The following is a 19,933-nucleotide window of genomic DNA, read 5'->3' as shown; positions in this document are numbered from 1 at the left end:
CCACCGATCCGCGCGTTGGCCCTTCACAGGGCCAGCGCGCGGATTCGTTCGTCCAGGTCCCGGCGGTTGTCACGCCGCACGACGGCCTCGACGACCTCGATGCCGCCGTTGGGCGAGGCGAGGGCCTGCTCGAGCTCCGGCAGGCTGGTGACCCGCAGGTGCGGCGTGCGGGTCGCGGCGCACAGGCTGGCGAGGTCGGTGCCGTGCGGCGTCCCGAAGAGGGCGTCGTAGCGGTCGGCGTACTGCTGCGCGCCCTGCTCGAGGGTGGCGAAGATCGAGCCGCCGTCGTCGTTGACCACGACGATCGTCAGGTCGGGCCGCCGCTCGCGGGGACCCACGACGAGGCCGGTCGTGTCGTGCAGGAACGTCACGTCGCCCATGAGGGCCAGGGCGCGGGAGGACTGCGGGCGGCCGAGTGCGGCGCCGACGGCCGAGCTGACGCTGCCGTCGATCCCGGCCAGACCCCGGTTGGCCAGCACCTTGCGGCGTCCGCCGACCTCGTAGGGCGCCACCATGAGGTCGAGGTCCCGGACGGGGTTGGAGGCGCCCACGAACAGCAGCCCTCCAGGGGGCAGCGCCCGGCTGACCGCGCCGGCGACCTCGTACGGCGTGAGGCCCGGCTCGGCTGCGAGCAACCGGTCGAGCCCGCGCGAGGTTGCCAGGTCGGCCTCGCGCCAGGACCCCAGCCACGCGGGGTCGTCGTCGGGACGGTCGGCGACCACGGCCTCGTGCTCGCCGGAGACCGCGAACGGGCGGTCGGCCCACATCCCGCGGGCGCGGACCGAGACCACCTCCACGTCCTCGCGCGCGAGCAGCCGAGCCACCGGGCGCGACAGGGTCGGGTGCCCCAGGACGACGACCCGCTCGACCTGCCGGCCGAGCTCACCGGCCAGGAGCAGCCGGTAGGTCCTGATGACGTGGTCCCCGGTCCGGCAGCCGCTGGAGGGCTCGGCCAGCAGGGGCCAGCCGCTGCGCTCGGCGAGCTGGCGCGCGGGCGGTCCTGCGTCGTCCCCGGCGACCACGACCGTGCGCGGGCCGTGCGGCAGCACGTGCACCTGGGGGCCGCGGGTGGTGGGGATGCCGTGCCACTCCTCGACCTCGGGCACCTCCCACGCGTCGTCGGGCAGCAGTGGCTCGTCGAGCTGGAGATTGAGGTGCACCGGCCGGCGCGACCCGTGCGAGCGGAGGACGTCGAGCAGCTCGTCGAGGTCGGCGGCGGCCACGTCGAGGGTGGGTGCGAACGTGCCGAAGATGCCGTCCTGGTCGGTCGTCTGATTGGCGCCAGTGCCCCGGAGCCGGGCCGGGCGGTCCGCCGTCACGACCACGAGCGGGACCCCGGCGTGCGCCGCCTCGACCACCGAGGGCAGCAGGTTGGCCACGGCCGTGCCCGACGTGCAGGTGACCGCCGCAGGCTGGCCGCCGACCTTCGCGAGCCCGAGCGCGAGGAAACCGGCGGTGCGCTCGTCGATCCGGGTGTGCAGACGTAGGGCGCCGGCCTGCGCAGCGTCGTAGAGCGCGAAGGACAGGGGCGCGTTGCGCGATCCGGGGGCGACCACGACCTCGCGGACGCGGGCGCCGCGCAGAGCCGTGACGACCGTGCGGGCGAGCTCGGTGGAGGGGTTGGTCACGAGACCCGATCCTGCCGTACGGACTCGAGGCGACGGCGCCAGTGCTCCACCCGCTCGTCGTCCGCCGCGAGGCGCGCCAGGGCGGCCTCGTCGACCTCGGGCCGGGCCACCGCCAGCACGCCGTCGACCGGGAGCATCGGATCGGTCACGACGTCGTCGCTCAACAGCTGCACCGTGGCGAGCCCGCAGGCGTGGTGCAGCTCGGGCAGGGCGGCGGCCAGGGCGACACCGGCGGCGATGCCGACGCTCGACTCGACCGCGCTCGAGACGACGACGGGCAGCCCGATGTCCTCGGCGATGCGCAGGCACGCCCGTACGCCGCCCAGCGGCTGGACCTTGAGGACGGCGATGTCGGCCGCGTCGAGGTCGCGGACCCGGTAGGGGTCCTCGGCCCGGCGGATCGACTCGTCGGCCGCGACCGGCACGTCGACCCGGCGGCGCACGAGCGCGAGGTCCTCGACGCTCGCGACCGGCTGCTCGACGTACTCCAGGCCTCCGGCCGCGCGGTCGAGGGCCGCGATCGCCCGGACGGCCTCGTCGACGTCCCACGCGCCGTTGGCGTCCACGCGGACGAGCCCGTCAGGTCCGAGCGCGTCGCGCACGGCCTCGACGCGGGCCACGTCGTCGGCGAGGGTCTGGCCGCGCTCGGCCACCTTCACCTTCGCGGTCCGGCACCCGCCGGCCGTGACGATCGCGTGCGCGCGCTGGGGGTCCGTCGCGGGGACGGTGACGTTGACCGGTACGCGGTCGCGCAACGGCTCCGGCCAGCCCTCGTCGGCCGCCTCGCGCGCGCACGCCAACCACGGGCGTGCGGTCGCGTCGTCGTACTCCAGGAAGGGCGACCACTCCCCCCAGCCCACGTCGCCCCGGATCAGCACGCCCTCGCGGACGGTGATGCCGCGGAAGCGGGTGCGGAGCGGGATGGAGAAGACGTGCATCAGAGCCCGGCCTGGATGGCCTGGCGGTCCACCTTGCCGTTGGGCAGCAGGGGCAGGCTCGACACCCTCACGAACTCGCGCGGTGCCCACGACCGCGGGTGGACCATGCTCACCCAGTCGCGCAGCTCGGCGTCGTCGACGCTGCAGACCACGACGGCGACCAGCTTCTGGCCCCACTCGACGTCGGGGACCCCGAAGACCTCGGCCTGGTCGACCAGCAGGTGCTCGCGCAGGCGCCCGGCGACCGTGGCGAGCGGGATCTTCACACCGCCGCTGATGACGACGTCGTCGAGGCGGCCGAGGATCTCCAGCCGGCCGTCCTCGTCGAGGCGCCCGGCGTCCGAGGTGAGGAACCATCCGTCGACCAGGGTCCGGGCAGTGAGCTCGGGGTCGTGGTCGTAGTGGCTGAACAGGGTGGGGCCGGCGATCCGCACGCGACCGTCCGCACCGATGGTGACTCCCACGCCGTCGAGCGGCATGCCGTCGTAGACGCAGCCGCCCGAGGTCTCCGAGGAACCGTAGGTGGTGACCACGTTGACACCCAGCTCCTCGGCACGGTCGCGCAGGTGGCGGTCGAGACCGCCACCCCCCACGAGCACGCTGTGGCAGTGCGCCAGCGCGGCCAGCTGCTCGGGGTCGCCCATGATGCGGTGCAGCTGCGTCGGCACCAGGGAGGCGAACACGGGGGTGTCCGTGTGGTCCGAGGCCGCGGCCCGGCCGATGTCGAGGCCGTCCACGACGATCGGCTCGTGCCCGGCCACGAGCGAGCGGACGATGACCTGCACGCCGGCGACGTACGACGACGGCAGCGCGAGCAGCCAGCGTCCCGATTCGCCCAGGCGACGGGCGGAGGCCTCCACACTGGCGAGCACCGCGCGGCGTGGGAGCACGACGCCCTTCGGCTTGCCGGTGGACCCGGACGTCTCGATCAGCAGCGGGTCGGGGGTCTCTGCCTCGAGCCATCGCGACAGCTGCCTGATCGCGACCGAGGGCTCGTCCGATGGCCTGAGGAAACTCACACGACGAACGCTAGTGGCTCCGTCATGATGGGGGCGATGGACCAGCCCCAGACGTCGTCCGAGACCAGTCCGACCACGAAGACGCAGTCGTGGTGGCAGCGGCAGCTGCCCCCCAGTCCGCTGGCCCGGTCGTTGTCGATCCAGTCGATCCTCTTCGCCATCGGCGAGGGGACCTTCATCACCGGCTCGGCGGTCTTCTTCACCCAGATCGTGGGCCTCTCGGCCGCCCAGGTCGGCATCGGCCTGACCGTCGCCGGGATCGCCTCGTTCTTCTTCGCCGTCCCGGCCGGCAAGCTGGCGGACCGGGTGGGGACCAAGCGGATCTGGGCGATCGGCGCCGGCCTGACCGCGGCGCTCTACCTCGTCTGGCCGTTCATCCACGGGTTCGTGGCCTACCTCGTCATGATGGTCGCGCTCGAGGTGGTCAGCCAGGCCGGGTGGAGCGGGCGCGGCGCCTACACCATCGACATCTTCACCCGGGAGGAGCGCGTCCAGTCGCAGGCCTTCATGCGGGCCGCGCTCAACATCGGCTTCACCGTCGGCGCGCTGATCGGCGGCCTGGCCCTGGCCACCAACAGCGACGACGTGGTGCGCGCGGTGCCGATCCTGACCGGCTTCATCCTGCTCGCGAACACCTACTGGATCACCCGGCTCCCCGACCCGCCCGCGAAGGCTCCCGTCCACGCGGACGACGCGGTCATCAAGCCGGCGGCGCTGAAGAACCGCGCGTTCCTCGCCCTCATGACCGGCGACGGCGTGCTCGGCACCAACCAGGTGCTGCTCAACATCGTGATCCCGCTCTGGCTGGTCGAGGAGACGGACGCACCGCGGGTGCTGCTGGCCTGGCTGTTCGGCACCAACACCGTCATGGCGGTGCTGCTCCAGGTAGCCGCCGCCCGCGGCATCGACTCGGTCGCGCGCTCGCTGCGGGCGTCGTACATCTCCGCGGGCTTCTTCGTCCTCTCGTGCGCCATCGTGCTGGTCACGCACGACACCATCGGCTGGCTGACGATCTTCCTGGTCTGGCTCGGCCACGTCACGGTCACCGGCGCCGAGCTCTTCCAGTCCGCCGGCCACTGGGGCTTCATGTCCGAGCTGACAGATGCCGACCAGCGTGCCGAGTACCAGGGCGCGGCCCACATCGGCGGCACCCTCGGCTCCGTCTGGGCGCCGGCGCTGTTCACCTTCCTCGCGATGGAGCACGGCTCGCTCGGCTGGCTCACGATCGCCGCCATCGTCGTGGTCTCGACCCTCACGATGGGTCCGTCGGCGCGGGCCGCCGAGCGCTACCTGGCGAGGCACGGCGCGTAGGGTCGGTCCCATGAGCACGGACTGGCGCGCGCAGCTCGTCGACCGGATCCGGTCGCTGGTGGTGGAGGCCGAGCCCGGCGTCACCGAGGAAGCGAAGTGGCGCAAGGCCTCGAACCCCGACGGTGTGCCGACCTTCTCCCTCGACGGCCTGATCTGCACCGTCGAGACCTACAAGGACAAGGTGAAGGTCACCTTCGCCCGGGGCGCCTCGCTCGAGGACCCCGCCGGGATGTTCAACGCCAGCCTCGAGGGCGGGACGCGCCGCGCGATCGACGTGCTCGAGGGCGATGTCCTGGACGACGACGCGTTCGTCGAGCTGGTCCGCGAGGCGGTCGCGGCGAACCGGGGCTGACTGATGGACGCCTTCAGGCTCGTGCTCACCGTCGTCGTGATGGTCGGCGTCGTCGTGGCCATCCTGCTCTTCGAACGGCGACGCGCGGACCGCATCGCCCGCGACACCCGCGACATGGCCCGGGGCACTCCTCCTCCCGACGACGACGACGTGTGAGCTCCTCCCCGTCGATGGTCGAGCAGCCGGGGCGAGGAACGAACGAAGGCGTATGAGACCCCGACTGGTTGCCAAAACCTTGCCGCGAACAGGACGCTCGACGCATGATGACTGTCGGTGGAATCGCCTACAATCAAACACATGAGCGAAGCACTGGCAGAGGAGATTGAGAGGGTCGGAGACGACCTCTCCGCCTCCGGCCTGCTTGCCTCGATCAGGGCCGAGCGCGACGCCGAGAACACCGCGGCTGCTCGTCAGCTCGAGCTCGCCGCCCGCTGGGCCGACCTGCACCCGCCGGAGTCGATCCACTCCGCCGCCGCGTTCACGATCCCGGGCTCGGAGCACGAGGAGCCCATCGCCGGCCAGGGGTGCCCGCTGGTGGCGGAGTTCTGCGTCGCCGAGCTCGGCGCCGAGCTCGGCATGTCGTCGGTGGCGGCGAAGAAGCTCATCGGCCACGCGTTGGAGCTGCGCCACCGCCTCCCACGCCTCTGGCGCCAGGTCCAGTCCGGCCGGGTTCCGGCGTGGCGGGCCCGGTCCGTGGCCGAGACCACGATCCACGCCACACCCGCGCTCACCCAGGACGCGGTGCGCTGGGTCGACGCCCAGGTCGCGGCCGTGGCCGGGAGGATCGGCCCCGCGCAGCTCGACCGGCTGGTCGCGGAGACGATCAAGCGCTTCGACCTCGCCGCCCCGGACCCGGCCGCCGATCCGGAGGACGGGTACCTGTCGGTCGATCCGCGCCACGCCACGCTCGACGACCAGGACGTGCACTACTCCGGCACCATGCACTTCGAGGCCGACCTCGACATCGCCGACGCCCTCGACCTCGACGGTGCGCTGGCCCAGGGCGCCGCGACCTTGAAGGCGCTCGGGTCGGCTGAGTCCCTCGACGTCCGCCGCGCGAAAGCGCTCGGTGACCTGGCCCGCACCCAGACCGCGCTCGACCTCCACAGCCAAGGCTCGACCTCAGCCCGTGATCAGGACGGACTCCCCGCCGCGCGGGAGGTCGTCCTCAACGTGCACTTCGACGCCACTCCCGCCCAGGGCAGCGACGGCGAGGACGACAGCACGGTCGTGCAGACGGTCTTCGGTCCCACCGGCCGGCTCGAGGAACGCCAGAAGCTCCTGCTGCTCGACCAAGTCCAGAAGTGGTGTGGCGACTCCCGCACCACGATCACGATCAAGCCCGTCATCGACCTGAACGCCGAGCTCCGTGCGCCGGGCTACGACATCCCCGACCCGATCCGGGAACAGGTCGCCCTCCGGGACCGCACCTGTGTCTTCCCGTGGTGCACCAGGCCCGCCCGGGGTGCGGACGTGGACCACGTCGTCGAGTTCGACCACGACGCCGAAGCCGAAGGCAGGCCCCAACCCGGCCCCACCACGTCCTCGAACCTCGCGTGCCTGTGCCGGTTCCACCACCGGCTCAAGACCTTCACCGCCTGGGCCTACCGGATGATCGCGCCCGGAGTGTTCGAGTGGACCAGCCCCCACGGCCACCACTACCTCCGCGACCGACACGGCACCACCCGGACCGAACCGGACGACGAGCCGCCCGGACGACCATGACCCCGCCCCACACCCCGCCAGTCCTCACGATGGCGGGGCCACCGGCACGCCTGCACCCTGGAACGCAAGCGCGGCACTGTCCCTCGGGACGACGCGGGACTGCCCAGCACGAGAGCGGCGTCACAAAGTAAAGACCGTCCGAAAATCGCAGGACGGATGTCGGACCGAACGCCCACAATGTCTCCTGATGAGCATCGTGTCGACCCTCAAGCAGCAGGCCACTCCCCCTTCTCCGTTGGCCGGACGGTTGGCGACCCAGTCGCTGCTGTTCGCCCTGGGCGAGGGCACGTTCATGGCAGGGTCCGCGGTCTTCTTCACGCAGGTCGTCGGCCTGTCCGTCGTGCAGGTCGGCCTCGGCCTGTCCATCGCCGGCATCGCGTCGTTCATCGCGGCCTACCCGATGGGCCGGATCGTCGACCGGCTCGGCGCCAAGCGGTGCTGGGCGGTCAGCTCGGCCGGCCAGGGCGCGATGTTCGCCGTGTGGCCGTTCATCGACACCTTCCAGGGCTACATCACCATGGCGGTGGTGATGGAGGTGATCGGCGCCCTCGGCGGCGTGGCCCACGGGGCGTACACGATCGACGTCCTCCCGCCGCAGGAGCGGGTCAACTCGCGGGCCTACATGTACTCCGCGCTCAACGTCGGCTTCACGCTGGGCTCGCTGCTCGGCATCATCGCCCTCGGCCCGGAGTCGCTGACGCTGCTGATGGTGATGCCGCTGTTCACCTCGGTGGTCTTCCTCTTCAACGCCGCCAACATCCTCCGGCTGCCGCACGCCGCACACGACATGCGCACCGCCGAGGAGCGCAAGGTCAAGCTCCCCGGACCCGGCCCGATGAAGAACGTGGGCTGGCTCGTGTCGAGCTTCTTCCACGGCGTGCTCTGGACCAACCAGGTGATCCTCAACATCGTCATCCCGCTGTGGCTCGTCGACAAGACCGACGCCCCGTGGGTGATCCTGTCGCTGCTGTTCGGCACCAACACCGTGATGTGCATCGTGCTGCCGATGGCCGCCGCCCGCGGCGTCAAGGACGTCACCTCGGCGCTGCGCGCGATCCGGATCTCGACGCTCTTCTTCGTCATCTCGTGCGTCATCACGCTCTCGACCCACCACACCGTCGGCGTCTGGACGATCCTGCTGTTCTTCCTCGGCCACGTGACGCTGACCGGCGCCGAGCTCTACCTCTCTGCTGCGAGCTGGACCTTCGAGGCCGAGCTGATGGACCCGCGCCGTCGTGGCGAGTACCAGGGCGCGGCCGAGCTCACCGGCACCCTCGGCCGGGTCTGGGCGCCGGCGGCCTTCACGTTCCTCGCGATGAACTGGGGCTCGACCGGCTGGCTCGTGATCGCGGGCCTGATCGTGGTCGCTGCGGCGGGCCTGCACCCGTCGACCGCGATGGCGCGCCGCTTCCTCGAGCGCAACGTCCCGGCCGAGGTGCTGGCCGACGCTGCGGCCCACGAGGTCGAGGACGCCCCGGTGGGCCCGCCTGTCGTCACCCAACCCGCCGAGCCCGGCGGTGAGTCGCCCCTCGACGGGCTGCCAGAATCCACCGGTGACCTCATCCGCTGACTGGATCGCCGGCGCCCGCCCGCGCACCCTCCCCGCCGCCGTCGCACCCGTCCTCGCCGGCACGGGGGTCGCGGCCTACGTCGACCAGTCGGTGTGGTGGAAGGCCCTCCTCGCCATGGTGGTGAGCCTCGCGCTGCAGGTCGGCGTCAACTACGCCAACGACTACTCCGACGGCATCCGCGGCACCGACGCGGACCGGGTGGGTCCGATGCGGCTGGTCGGGTCCGGCGCTGCGACGCCGCGGGCGGTCAAGGCTGCCGCGTTCGCCGCCTTCGGCGTGGCCGGCCTCGCCGGGCTGGCACTCGCCGCCACGACGGCGTGGTGGCTGCTCGCCGTCGGGGTGGTGTGCGTGGTCGCGGCATGGTTCTACACCGGCGGCGAGAAGCCCTACGGCTACCTCGGGCTGGGCGAGGTGATGGTGTTCGTCTTCTTCGGCCTCGTCGCTGTCATCGGTACGACGTACGTGCAGACCAGGACGTGGGAGTGGCCGGCCCTCTACGCCGGGGTCGGCGTCGGTGCGCTCGCGTGCGCGATCCTGGTCGCCAACAACCTGCGTGACATCCCGACGGACACCGTGGCCGGCAAGCGCACCCTCGCCGTGCGGCTGGGCGAGGAGCGCACGCGCTACCTCTACGCGTTCCTGGTGCTCGTCGCGGCCGCTGCCGTCGTCGCCGTCGCCGTCGCCACCACCTGGTGGGCCCTGCTCGGCCTGGGCTTCCTCGCCCGCGCCGCGGCGCCCGCCCGGTCCGTCCTCGCCGGTGCGGCCGGGCCCGCGCTCATCCCCGTGCTCGCAGCCACCGGTGCGGCCGAGCTGATCTGGTCGGTCCTGGTCGCAGCGCCGCTGCTCGTCCTGGGCTGACGCCCGGACAACCCGGTGGCCCGGGCGCGGGGGCCGTCACTACCGTGCTCGGGTGGACTACGACTTCGCCATCCTCGACTTCTTCGACGACTCTGACGAGGCGACCGCGCTGCGCCGGGGCTGGATCGGCAGCGTGCTGCGCGGCTTCCGCGACGACCGCCCCGAGGACGAGATGGTCGACAGGTGGGTCGGCCACTACCGCACCGACCGCGTGATCGTCCGGGGTGCGTGGCTGCCCGCCGGTGAGTTCGGCGCCGGCCCGATGCCCGTCGCGACCTACGCCAGCCTCGACAAGACCCTCAACGCCGGCCGCGAGCTGCTGCCGCTGCGGATGATCACCGACGTCACCACCAGCGCCAGCCACCGTCGCCAGGGCCTGCTGCGCCGCCTCATCGAGGACGACCTCGCCGACGCCGTGGCCCAGGGCGTGCCGATCGCGGCGCTCACCGCGTCCGAGGCGACGATCTACGGCCGCTGGGGCTTCGGCCCCGCGACGTTCCGCCAGAAGGTCGAGGTCGACGCCTCACCCGGCTTCGAGCTGCGCTCGTTCACGGACCCGGGCCGCGTCGAGCTCATCGAGCCGAAGGACGCCTGGCCCCACGTGAAGGCCGTCTTCGACACCTTCCACGCCCGCCAGCGCGGCTCGGTCGAGTGGCCGTCGCCCTACGAGGACATCCACAGCGGCACGTTCGACTTCAACAGCGGCGGTGCCGACCGCAAGCTCCGGGCCGCCGTCCACCTCGACGCCGACGGCGGGGTCGACGGGTTCGTGGTCTTCAAGCACGGCGAGGACTACTCGATCAAGGTCGCGGAGATGGTGGCCCTGACGACGGACGCACAGCTCGGGCTCTGGTCCTTCCTGGCCCGGATGGACCGCATCAAGACGATCACCCACGGCATCGCGCACCCCGAGGACCCGCTGGCCTGGGCGCTGACGGACCTCAACCGGGTGAAGACCACCGAGGTCCAGGAGTTCCTCTGGCTGCGGATCCTCGACGTCCCGCGCGCCCTCACCGCCCGGCCGTGGGCGGAGGACGCGACGGTCGTGCTGGAGGTCGACGACCCGCAGGGGCACGCTGCGGGTCGCTTCGAGGTGACGACCTGCCGCGGAGTGGCCACGGTGTCCCCGACGGAGCAGGAGCCCGACGTGCGGGTCACCGCCGAGACGCTGGGCTCGCTCTACCTCAGTGGCGTCCCGGTCCAGCAGCTGCGCCGCGCTGGCCGCGTCGACGGCAGCGACGAGGCCGTACGACGCTTCGGATCGATGGCGGACCTCAGCGACCCGCCGTACTGCCTCACGGGCTTCTGAGCAGGGCGCGGAGCCGGGCGACCTCGGCCTCCGCAGCGGCCGGCGGCACCTCGGGGCAGTCGAGCTGCACCGCGTCGCGGTCGAGCCGCCACGTGCCCCGCACGGCGCCGTCGACCACGACCGGGTTCGCCCCGCGTGTCATCGCCGTGCGGTGCTCCGCGGGCACCACCCACGTGTCCTTGGTGCCCGGCCCCATCACCCAGTCGTCCTTGCCGGGCAGCAGCACGACCGACGGCTCGGGTCGTACGCCGACCAGCTCGGCGGCGTCGTCGGCGAGGACCCAGCGCGGCTCGCCGTCGACGTCCACCTCGGCCAGCCGGTCCTGCACCTCGCCCCACCACCGCCGCAGCCGGGCCCGACCGGCGCTGAGTCCTTCGCCGAGCCAGTGGTCGACGTGCCCGGGCGTGGTCGGCCCGTAGCCGGCGACGTACTCCAGCACGGCGCGCGGACCGGCCTCGTCGAGGGGCGGGATGCCGGCCCACGCGGGCGCGACGGAGGGGCTCTGCATCATGAGCGGGCCGGTCAGGTCGGGGCCGAGGGCGACGTCGCCCTGCCAGGCGAGCGGCTTGATCAGGGTGTGGTTCTCCGCGGCGAACTCCCGGGCGAGGTGGGCGAAGCGCCGGCTCCCGACCAGTGCGTCGGCCACCGCCGGCGGCGGCACCGGCCCGCCGGACACCACCTCCCGGACGATCGCGCGCAGGTCCGGCCAGTCCTCGGGCTCGAGCCGGTAGTGCTCGACCCAGCTCCTCAGTTCCCACTGCCGGCCCGCCGACCGCAGGGCGAGGTAGGTGCCCGCGGTCTCGGGCGCCATCAGCTGCACCGAGCCGCGGAAGGAGAAGGTGCGCATCAGCCGGCCGTCAGCCAGCGCGCGCTGCACCTCCCCGGGCTCGCCCGGCGAGGCGAGACGACGGCGCACGGCCAGGTCGGGATCGCTGCCGTTGACCGACACCGCGGCGAGCGTGCGGACGACCTCGGTGGGCGACGAGGCTCCGGTGAGGAGGTGCTGGCGGTGGAGGCGCCACCAGAGGCACTGCTGCCTGCTGACCGTCGGTGGCGCCACGTCGACCGCTCCGGGTCAGTCCTGGTCCTCGCGCGCCTTGCGCTCCTCGAACGCCGCCGAGGCCTTGGCCGCGCGCGTCTCCACCCGCCTGGCGAAGGCCTCGCGCTGCCGGTCGAGGATGAAGTAGGACCCGATGCCGGAGATCAGGAAGGCCAGGATCACTGCCCAGAACAGGTTGTAGCGACCGTCGAAGGCGAGCGCCATGATGCCGACGACGACGCCGAACGAGGCGAGGAACAGCACGATGCGCAGGACGGTGTAGACGACGAACTCCTTCACGCCTCCAGAGTAGGTGGAGCGGTCTACATTGGAGGAATGCTGAAGGTCCTGCTGGTCGTGGCCGCGATCGCGGTCGTCGTGTGGGTGCTGGTCAGGATGACGCTGCGACGCCTCGACGGCGGGGGCGGCGGATCGTCACGTCCGCGGGTGATGGGCCCCGACGACGACCCGGACTTCCTGCGCGGTCTCGACCGGCGCCGCCGCGACCCGGAGGACGACTGACCGCTCCTGGCCCGCGCCCTCGGCGTAGGAGTGCTGGCTGGTCGTGCTGAAGAAGTTGATGCCGATGAAGTTGAACCACAACGTCGCGGCCCCGACCAGTGCCAGCAGGGCGGCGTTGCGCCCGCGCCAGCCCGCCGTCGCACGGGCGTGGAGGTAGGCGGCGTAGACCACCCAGGTGATGAAGGCCCACACCTCCTTGGGGTCCCAGTTCCAGTACGACGACCACGCCTGGTGCGCCCAGATCGGGCCGGAGATGAGCACGCCGAAGGTCCACACCGGGAACCCGAAGGCGTGCATCCGGTAGGCGATCCGGTCGAGCGCCGGGAGCTCGGGCAGCCGGGCGAGGTAGCCCGTCTCCTTCGTCGAGCGCGCCTTGAGCAGGTAGAGGATCGAGGTGATCCCGCCGAGGGTGAAGGCACCGGTCGCGATGACGGCGGCGACCACGTGGATCACCAGCCAGTAGGACTCGAGCGCCTCGGTCAGCGGGGCGACGGGCTCGTAGAGCCACAGCACGTCGGCGAGCAGCACGCACAGCACGAAGCCGACGACGATCGGGCCGAGCCAGTCCAGGCGCCAGCGCCGCGTGGTGGCGAGGAACAGCGCGACGACCACGAAGGTGCCGCTGAGGGTGAACTCGTACATGTTGCCCCACGGCACCCGGTTGGGCTCCGCGGCCATGCCACGCCCCAGGAGGGCGACGAAGTGCGCGAGCGCGCCGATGCCGGTGAGCAGCAGGCCCAGGCGGCCGGCCATCGCGGTGCGGTCGGACACGGGCTGGTCGGCGACGGGCTGGTCGGCCACGTCGACGGCGGTCCCGCGGCCGGCACCCGAGCCCGCGGCCACGGCCTGCCGGACCGGCACGTCACGCAGCGCTGCCCACTGGACGGCGTAGGCCAGCAGGGCCAGGAAGTAGACCACCCCGGCAGCCGCCACGCCCTGGTTGCTCAGGGTCTCCCACTGTAGGTCGGTCACGACCCCTCCTTGTCGGGCGCTGTCTCTGTCGCTGCTGTCTCTCTCAGTGCTGCCACGATCTCAGCAAGCTCGTCGCGGCCCGTCTCCGGGTCACCGCCCGAGGAGCGGTCCAGCCGGGCCACCTCGACCAGCGTCGTGCCGTCGTCGCGGCGCCGGGCCCGCACCCACAGCCGGCGCGGCCGCACGAAGAGCGACGCGAGCAGGCCGAGCAGCGCCGCGACGACGCCGGTCAGCGCGATGAGCTTGCCGGGGGTCCGGCTGATCTGGATCTTGTTCCAGCGCTGCAGGCCCTCGAACGTCACGCTGCCGAGCCCGTCGGGCAGCGTCACGGTGTCGCCGGGTCGCAGGTCCATCCGGAAGGGCTGGCCGTTGGCCTTGGTCAGCTGCGTGGCCTTGGTCTTGTCGAGGACGTAGACCGACGCGCTGGTGCCGTCGTCGAGGCCGACGTCGCCGGTGTAGACCTGCAGCGACACCAGGGGGTCGATCGCGTTGCCGAAGGCGCTGGACGGCATCGTGAGGTTGCCGTCGGCGTCGCGGCCCATCGCGAACGTCGGGTAGAAGGTGCCCTCGAGGCCGATCTGCGTCGGCTGGGCGTCGGGTGCCTTGACGACGCCGAAGGACTCGAAGGTCTGCGCGTTGGTGGGCAGGAACACCGACGGGCCGGACTGGGCGACGTTGCCCTCGCCGTCGCGGATCGTGATGACGGGTGCGTAGCCGTGGCCGATGAGGAAGACGTCGGTGCCGCCGATGGAGAGCGGGTGGTTGACCTTGAGGTCGTACTGCTGCGTCTCCGCGCCGGGCTCGGTCTCGTAGTCGAGGTGCGCCACGAACTTGCGCGCCTGCCCTGCTCGGCGGCCCTCGGTCATCCATTCGACGTCGAAGTCGGTGATGCTGAACGAGAACGGCTCCATGACGGAGGGGTCGAAGAGGCTGCCCGGGGCGAAGTCGTCGTACTGGGTGAGGTTGTTGGAGAAGCCGTAGTCCTTGCCGTTGAACATGATGACGCCGCCCTTGTAGCCGAACAGGCTGCCGATGGCGACACCGACCAGGACGACGATCACGGCCAGGTGGAAGAGCAGGTTGCCGGCCTCGCGCAGGTGGCCACGCTCGGCGTCCACCGAGTCGGACTCGCCCTCGGCCCACACCACGCGGAACCGTCGTCGCCTGATCACCCCGGCGGCGCGGCGCAGCACGACGTCGGGCGCCTCGTCGGTGACGTACGACGTGCTCTCGGGCAGGCGCGAGAGGTTGCGGGGGGCCCTCGGCGGCTGGGCGCGCAGGGCGCGGGCGTAGACGAAGAGGCGCGGGATGATGCAGCCGACGAGCGAGATCATCAGCAGGATGTAGATCGCGGAGAACCACACGGAGCCGTAGACCGCGAACAGGTCCAGCCGGTCCCAGATCGGGGCGAGGCGGGGGTGGTCGTCGCGCCACTGCGAGACCGCGAGCGAGTCGATGTCCTCCTGCGGGATCACCGAGCCCGGGATCGCGGCGAGGGCGAGCAGCAGCAGCAGCACGAGCGCCGTCCGCATCGAGGTGAGCTGGCGCCACGACCAGCGGGCGAGCTCGCGCGCCGTCAGGTCCATCGGCAGGGCGGTGGCCTGCCGGTCGTCGGACGGCCGCTGTCGGAGATCGGGCTGGAGGTCGGTCACACCGGCACCGAGAATCCCTGGACGACCTGGAGCTGCAGCCACTGCACGATGCGGTCCCACCAGCCGGTGACGAGCAGGATCCCGACGAGGACCATCATCAGGCCCCCGACCCGCATGATCAGGACCTGGTGGCGCCGGATCACCTTGAACGCGCTGATCATCCGGCGGTAGGCCAGGGCCGCCGCGATGAACGGCAGGCCGAGGCCGAGCGCGAAGACGGCGGAGAGCACGGCGCCCCGGCCGGCGGTCGCCTCGTTGACCGAGAGCACGTTGATCGCGGCCAGCGTCGGCCCCACGCAGGGCGTCCAGCCGACCCCGAACAGGAAGCCCAGCAGCGGCGCCGCGGCCAGGCCGACCGCCGGCACCTTGTGGATGCGCCAGTCGCGCTGGAGGAAGCCGATGCCGCCGAGGAACGCGACGCCCAGCAGGATCGTGAGGACCCCGAGCACCACGTTGAGCTGGCGGGTGTGGGTGAACAGCCAGGCGCCGGCCGCGCCGGTGAGGCTGCCGAGCAGCACGAAGACGACCGAGAAGCCGAGCACGAACAGCACCGCGCCCGTGACCATCCGGCTCCGCCGGGCGCCCTCGAGGTCGGCACCCGAGAGGCCCGTGGCGTACGACAGGTAGCCGGGCAGCAGCGGGATGACGCACGGGCTGAAGAAGGAGATCAGGCCGGCCAGGAGGGCGACCGGCAGCGCGAGGATCAACGACCCCGACAGGGCCGTCTCCTGGAACCACTCACTCATCGAGGACCTTCTCCACGAGCGACAGGAGCGTCTGGGTGGTGGGGACGCGGCCCTGCACCGAGGCCGCGATCCGGCCGTCGGCGTCGAGCACCACCGTGCTCGGGATGGAGCGGGGGTTCAGCGTGCCGGCGAACGGCAGCAGCGCCGCGCCGTCGGCGGAGTAGACCGAGGGGTAGGGCACGTCGAAGCCGCGGACGTAGGAGCGCGCCGCGTCGGTGGAGGAGTCGCGGATGTTGATGCCGAGGAAGGTGACCTGCTCCCCCAGCTCGTCGGCCGCCTCGTTGAGGTCGGGCTGCTCCACGCGGCACGGCGGGCACTGCGACCACCAGACGTTGACGACGACGGGCTTGCCGCGCAGGTCGGCCAGGTCGACGTCGTTGCCGTCGAGGTCCTCTCCGGTGAGCTCGATCGGCTGGCCGCGATCCTCGGCGACGACCTCCACCGGCACGCCCTCGCCGGAGATGTAGCCCTTGTCGCCGGTCCCGGACAGGCTCGAGCAGCCCACCAGCACGAGCAGGCAGGCGAGCCCGACGACGGGCGCGACGAACGAGCGGAGCAGCTTCAGGGCCGGTCCTCCTCGGGGGCGCCTCCGGCCGAGAAGGGGGCGGAACGGTCGGCCACCGGGATCAGGTCACCGGCCGGCTCGGAGTAGCGCACCTGGACCATCCGGTCGTCCTCGAAGACGACGCTGGTCAGCGAGCACAGGGTGCACTGGCGGTTCTTCGGGTGGTGGAGGTAGCTGCGCTTCTCCAGGAAGAGCCGGGTCGTCCAGATGGGCAGCTGGTGGGAGACGATGACGGCCTCGTGGCCGCGCGCCTCGTCGCGGGCGTCGTGGATCGCCGCCACCATGCGTCCCGCGATCTCGTCGTAGGGCTCGCCCCACGACGGCTCGAGCGGGTTGTAGAGGTGGCGCCACAGCCGCGGCCGCTTCACGATCGTCATCGCGCCGTCGGCGAAGCTGAGTCCCTCGAAGACGTTGGACGACTCGATCACGCGCGGGTCGAGCACGGGCGTCAGCCCGCGGACCGACGCGAGCGGCGCTCCGGTCTCCTGGGCGCGCTCGAGCGGCGAGGTCCGCATGTGCACGATGTCGCGGTCGCCGATCGTGTCGGCGATCCGCTGCGCCATCGTGTTCCCCAGGTCGGAGAGGTGGAACCCGTCACGGCGCCCGTAGAGCACGCCCTGGGGGTTGTGGACCTCGCCGTGCCGCAGCAGGTGGACGATGGTCTGCACACTCATTCAGCTACCTCCTGCTGTGGCGGCCGCCAGCGCGGCCGCGGGGAGCGCGTCGAGGACGGTCGAGACGGCCCGGTCGTCGTGCGCCGCCGACACGAACCAGGCCTCGTACGCCGACGGGGGCAGGTAGACGCCCTGGTCGAGCATCGAGTGGAAGAACGCGGCGTAGGCGGCGGTGTCCTGCTGGGCGGCTTCCGCGAAGTCGCGCACCGGGGTCTCGCTGAAGAAGACCGAGAACATGGTGCCGGCCGACTGGACGGTGTGCGGCACCGAGGCGGCCTCGAGCGTCTCGGCGACGGCGGTGCGGATGGTCAGCGCGGTGGCGTCGAGGTGCGCGTAGACCTCGGGCGTCGCGAGCCGCAGGGTGGCGAGCCCGGCCGTGGTGGCGATGGGGTTCCCGGAGAGGGTGCCGGCCTGGTAGACCGCGCCCTCGGGTGCGAGGTGGGCCATCAGGTCGGCGCGACCGCCGAACGCCGCGGCCGGGAAGCCGCCGCCCATCACCTTGCCGAAGGTCATCAGGTCGGGGGTCCAGCCCTCGATGGCACCGTCGAGGCCCCAGCCGCCCTGGGCGGTGGCTCGGAAGCCGGTCATCACCTCGTCGCTGATGAACAGCGCGCCGTGGGCGCGGCAGGTCTCGGCGAGGAAGGCGTTGAAGCCCGGCGCGGGCGGGACGACGCCCATGTTGCCCGGCGAGGCCTCGGTGATGAGGCAGGCGATCCGCGGGCCGTGCACCTCGAACACGGCCCGGACGGCGTCGCGGTCGTTGTAGGGCAGGACGAGGGTCTCGGCCGCGGCGGACTCGGGCACGCCGCTGGTGCCGGGCACCGCGTGCGTCGCGACGCCGGAGCCGGCCTCGGCCAGCAGGGCGTCGACGTGGCCGTGGTAGCAGCCGGCGAACTTCACGACGAGGTCGCGTCCCGTCGCCCCACGCGCGAGCCGGATCGCCGACATGGTGGCCTCGGTGCCGGACGAGACGAACCGGACCCGCTCGACCGGCGTGCGCGCGACGATCTCCTCGGCCAGCTCGACCTCGGGCTCGGTGGGCGTGCCGTACGACGTACCGCGGGCGACCGCGCCGGCGACCGCCGCCTGCACGTCGGGGTGCGCGTGACCCAGCAGCATCGGTCCCCACGAGCAGATCAGGTCGACGTAGTCGTTGCCGTCGGCGTCGGTGAGCCAGGCACCCGAGGCTGAGGTGATGAACCGGGGCGTGCCTCCGACCGCGTTGAAGGCGCGGACGGGCGAGTTCACGCCGCCCGGGGTGACGGCTCGCGCACGCTCGAAGAGCGCCTCGCTCGCCGCTGTCGTGGTGGGGGCCGTCGCGGGGGTCACCGGGTCATTGTCACGTAGACGGCCAAGGGTTCCCCAGTCGGCGGCGGTCGGAGGCCCGTTCGTGTGCCCTGTCCCACAAGTGACCGGTGCGTAACCTGAGACGTCGATCACTCGTTGGAGGTGTGAGGTGAGCCCGGAGGGGGCATCATGACACCAGGACGACTCAGGGGAGATACGCGACATGTCGAGCTTGACCCGACTTCACAGGGCGACTGCGATCGTCCCTCTTGCCGTGCTCTCGGCCGCCTGGACCGCCAGCCTCGCCGGTGTCGGCGTGGGCTCGGCCAGCGCCGACCCGGACGGGTCCGGCACGCTCCCCGACGGCACCGTGCTGCCCGCGGCGGCCATCCAGGCTCCGGCCAGCGTCGGTGACGACGCGGTCACCCGCGCCGCCGCGCTCACCCCGGGCTCGGCCAGCAGCATCCCGCAGGCGGCGCTGGCGGCCTACCAGCGCGCCGAGGCGGTCATCAACAAGGCCGACCCCGGCTGCTCCATCCCCTGGGAGCTGATCGCCGCGATCGGCCGCGTCGAGTCCGACCACGGGCGCTACGGCGGCAACTCCCTCGACGAGCAGGGCGTGGCCCGCCCCGGCATCTACGGCATCGCCCTCAACGGCAAGAACAACACCCAGGACATCAGCGACACCGACGGCGGGCAGTACGACAACGACACCCGCCACGACCGTGCCGTCGGACCGATGCAGTTCATCCCCTCGACCTGGTCGGTCGTGGGCGTGGACGGCGACAGCGACGGCACCCGCAACCCGCAGGACGTGGACGACGCCGCGCTCGCGACGGCCGTCTACCTCTGCTCGGGCGACGACGACCTGTCGAGCGAGAAGGGCCAGCGCGCCTCGGTCTACCGCTACAACCACTCCAACGACTACGTCGACCTGGTCCTGACGATCATGCGGGCCTACATGGATGGCGACTTCAGCGCCGTCCCGACCTCGACGCTGACCTCCGGCGTGATCCTCCCCGAGACCTCCGGCACCGGCTCCACGGGCGGCAAGGACGGCGCGAAGGGCGGCAAGCAGGGCACCAAGGCCGGCGACAACGGGGACAAGGGCGGCAACACCCCCACCTCGAAGCCGACGCCGACCCAGTCCCCCGCCGCGACGCAGAGCCCCACCCCCACGCAGCAGCCCACGCAGGCGCCGACCAAGGACCCGACCAAGGACCCGACGACGTCCCTTCCCACGGTGCTCCCCACCAACACGACCTCGGTCCCACTGCCGACCTCGCCGATCCCCACCATCACCGCGACGCTGACCTTCGCCGAGGCCCTCGTGCAGTGCACCGCCCAGGGCGTGGTCGACAACCCGCTCACGGCGACCAACGAGCTCAACGACTGCGCCAACAAGCTGCTGAACCCGTAGCCCCACCGCTGGTCGAGGAAGGCGCCCCGGCGCCTTCTACGTCGGGAGCACGCGGAACCTGGAGCGCCGCGTCCTCGAGCACAACGAGGGCGTGGGGGCGGCGTACACCCGGCGACGACGACCGGTCCGACTCGTCTGGGCCGGCGAGTTCGAACGCATCGACGAGGCCTTCGCCATGGAGAAGCGGATCCAGGGCTGGTCCCGGGCCAAGCGACAAGCGTTGATCGATGACCGGACCGATGGAGCTGGGCGCTCTCTCGAGCCGCAGCTGGGCAGCAATCCGGGCGCGCAAGGGCTTGTAAAGGTCCTGGTTTCGTGACGGTCGCTGCGCGACCTCCTCAACCA

At 72.0% G+C, this 19,933-nt stretch carries 20 protein-coding genes and 1 pseudogene; 10 read left to right on the top strand and 11 right to left on the bottom strand.

The window, feature by feature from the left end; genetic code table 11:
• Positions 1 to 23: 23 nt before the first annotated feature.
• Genes menD through ACS3YM_RS00915 form a run of 3 tightly spaced genes read right to left on the bottom strand, consistent with a single transcriptional unit; the run spans position 24 to position 3,585 of the window.
• On the bottom strand, positions 24 to 1,628 hold the full coding sequence (menD, locus tag ACS3YM_RS00925) for a 2-succinyl-5-enolpyruvyl-6-hydroxy-3-cyclohexene-1-carboxylic-acid synthase (RefSeq protein WP_439938173.1): 1,605 nt from the start codon (positions 1,626 to 1,628) through the stop codon (positions 24 to 26).
• A complete protein-coding gene (locus tag ACS3YM_RS00920; RefSeq protein ID WP_439938172.1) occupies positions 1,625 to 2,566 on the bottom strand; it encodes an o-succinylbenzoate synthase in 942 nt (313 codons plus the stop codon). Before ACS3YM_RS00920 ends, menD begins: the two co-directional genes overlap by 4 nt.
• Positions 2,566 to 3,585, bottom strand: coding sequence for an AMP-binding protein (locus ACS3YM_RS00915; protein ID WP_439938171.1), 1,020 nt, complete (start codon positions 3,583 to 3,585; stop codon positions 2,566 to 2,568). Before ACS3YM_RS00915 ends, ACS3YM_RS00920 begins: the two co-directional genes overlap by 1 nt.
• Positions 3,586 to 3,621: 36 nt before the next feature.
• Between ACS3YM_RS00915 and ACS3YM_RS00910 the strand changes: the two genes are divergently transcribed.
• The 7 genes from ACS3YM_RS00910 (at position 3,622) to ACS3YM_RS00880 (ending at position 10,711) form a co-directional block, all read left to right on the top strand.
• Complete coding sequence (locus tag ACS3YM_RS00910; protein WP_439938170.1) at positions 3,622 to 4,896, top strand: MFS transporter; 1,275 nt, start codon at positions 3,622 to 3,624, stop codon at positions 4,894 to 4,896.
• A gap of 10 nt (positions 4,897 to 4,906) precedes the next feature.
• The gene (locus ACS3YM_RS00905; protein ID WP_439938169.1) at positions 4,907 to 5,248 is read left to right on the top strand and encodes a DUF1801 domain-containing protein; all 342 of its coding nucleotides are present in this window, start codon (positions 4,907 to 4,909) and stop codon (positions 5,246 to 5,248) included.
• Between the two features lie 3 nt (positions 5,249 to 5,251).
• Positions 5,252 to 5,404 (top strand): hypothetical protein, encoded by a 153-nt coding sequence (locus tag ACS3YM_RS00900; protein ID WP_439938168.1) that lies wholly within the window; start codon positions 5,252 to 5,254, stop codon positions 5,402 to 5,404.
• A gap of 141 nt (positions 5,405 to 5,545) precedes the next feature.
• Positions 5,546 to 6,973 carry a DUF222 domain-containing protein gene (locus ACS3YM_RS00895; protein ID WP_439938167.1) on the top strand — a complete coding sequence of 476 codons (1,428 nt, stop codon included), beginning with the start codon at positions 5,546 to 5,548 and terminating at the stop codon, positions 6,971 to 6,973.
• 187 nt (positions 6,974 to 7,160) lie between these two features.
• Positions 7,161 to 8,543 (top strand): MFS transporter, encoded by a 1,383-nt coding sequence (locus ACS3YM_RS00890; RefSeq protein ID WP_439938166.1) that lies wholly within the window; start codon positions 7,161 to 7,163, stop codon positions 8,541 to 8,543.
• A complete protein-coding gene (locus tag ACS3YM_RS00885; protein WP_439938165.1) occupies positions 8,527 to 9,402 on the top strand; it encodes a 1,4-dihydroxy-2-naphthoate polyprenyltransferase in 876 nt (291 codons plus the stop codon). Before ACS3YM_RS00890 ends, ACS3YM_RS00885 begins: the two co-directional genes overlap by 17 nt.
• Before the next feature lie 52 nt (positions 9,403 to 9,454).
• Positions 9,455 to 10,711, top strand: a complete 1,257-nt coding sequence (locus tag ACS3YM_RS00880; RefSeq protein ID WP_439938164.1) for a GNAT family N-acetyltransferase — start codon at positions 9,455 to 9,457, stop codon at positions 10,709 to 10,711.
• On the opposite strand, the gene ACS3YM_RS00875 is transcribed toward ACS3YM_RS00880, so the two are convergent.
• Both ACS3YM_RS00875 and ACS3YM_RS00870 read right to left on the bottom strand, forming a co-directional pair.
• The gene (locus tag ACS3YM_RS00875) at positions 10,698 to 11,771 is read right to left on the bottom strand and encodes a DNA glycosylase AlkZ-like family protein (protein WP_439938163.1); all 1,074 of its coding nucleotides are present in this window, start codon (positions 11,769 to 11,771) and stop codon (positions 10,698 to 10,700) included. The genes ACS3YM_RS00880 and ACS3YM_RS00875 overlap by 14 nt on opposite strands.
• A 15-nt stretch (positions 11,772 to 11,786) precedes the next feature.
• Entirely contained in the window at positions 11,787 to 12,050 is a 264-nt protein-coding gene (locus ACS3YM_RS00870) for a DUF4229 domain-containing protein (RefSeq protein WP_439938162.1), read from the bottom strand.
• A 36-nt stretch (positions 12,051 to 12,086) separates the two neighbouring features.
• Here ACS3YM_RS00870 and ACS3YM_RS00865 point away from each other — a divergent pair, with 36 nt between their 5' ends.
• A complete protein-coding gene (locus tag ACS3YM_RS00865; protein WP_439938160.1) occupies positions 12,087 to 12,272 on the top strand; it encodes a hypothetical protein in 186 nt (61 codons plus the stop codon).
• Here ACS3YM_RS00865 and ccsB read toward each other — a convergent pair.
• From ccsB to hemL, 6 genes are read right to left on the bottom strand one after another with little or no spacing between them, the layout of a single operon-like run.
• Entirely contained in the window at positions 12,186 to 13,244 is a 1,059-nt protein-coding gene (gene ccsB, locus ACS3YM_RS00860) for a c-type cytochrome biogenesis protein CcsB (RefSeq protein ID WP_439938159.1), read from the bottom strand. The genes ACS3YM_RS00865 and ccsB overlap by 87 nt on opposite strands.
• Complete coding sequence (resB, locus tag ACS3YM_RS00855; RefSeq protein WP_439938158.1) at positions 13,241 to 14,896, bottom strand: cytochrome c biogenesis protein ResB; 1,656 nt, start codon at positions 14,894 to 14,896, stop codon at positions 13,241 to 13,243. The genes ccsB and resB overlap by 4 nt, the downstream gene beginning before the upstream one ends.
• The gene (locus ACS3YM_RS00850; protein WP_439938157.1) at positions 14,893 to 15,642 is read right to left on the bottom strand and encodes a cytochrome c biogenesis CcdA family protein; all 750 of its coding nucleotides are present in this window, start codon (positions 15,640 to 15,642) and stop codon (positions 14,893 to 14,895) included. The genes resB and ACS3YM_RS00850 overlap by 4 nt, the downstream gene beginning before the upstream one ends.
• Positions 15,635 to 16,153, bottom strand: a complete 519-nt coding sequence (locus tag ACS3YM_RS00845) for a TlpA family protein disulfide reductase (protein ID WP_439938156.1) — start codon at positions 16,151 to 16,153, stop codon at positions 15,635 to 15,637. Before ACS3YM_RS00845 ends, ACS3YM_RS00850 begins: the two co-directional genes overlap by 8 nt.
• 50 nt (positions 16,154 to 16,203) lie before the next feature.
• Complete coding sequence (locus tag ACS3YM_RS00840) at positions 16,204 to 16,881, bottom strand: histidine phosphatase family protein (RefSeq protein WP_439938155.1); 678 nt, start codon at positions 16,879 to 16,881, stop codon at positions 16,204 to 16,206.
• Positions 16,882 to 18,210 (bottom strand): glutamate-1-semialdehyde 2,1-aminomutase, encoded by a 1,329-nt coding sequence (hemL, locus tag ACS3YM_RS00835; RefSeq protein WP_439938154.1) that lies wholly within the window; start codon positions 18,208 to 18,210, stop codon positions 16,882 to 16,884.
• 232 nt (positions 18,211 to 18,442) lie between these two features.
• Here hemL and ACS3YM_RS00830 point away from each other — a divergent pair, with 232 nt between their 5' ends.
• Complete coding sequence (locus ACS3YM_RS00830; protein ID WP_439938153.1) at positions 18,443 to 19,588, top strand: lytic murein transglycosylase; 1,146 nt, start codon at positions 18,443 to 18,445, stop codon at positions 19,586 to 19,588.
• A gap of 46 nt (positions 19,589 to 19,634) precedes the next feature.
• Positions 19,635 to 19,907, top strand: a pseudogene (locus tag ACS3YM_RS00825) (GIY-YIG nuclease family protein); the annotation flags it as partial.
• Positions 19,908 to 19,933 lie beyond the last annotated feature (26 nt).

It is taken from the genome of Nocardioides sp. N13(2025), from assembly GCF_051912545.1.
In the GTDB taxonomy this organism is placed as follows: Bacteria; Actinomycetota; Actinomycetes; order Propionibacteriales; family Nocardioidaceae; genus Nocardioides.
Note: the sequence above shows the minus strand (reverse complement) of the source record. Positions and strands in the feature narration are given on the sequence as shown.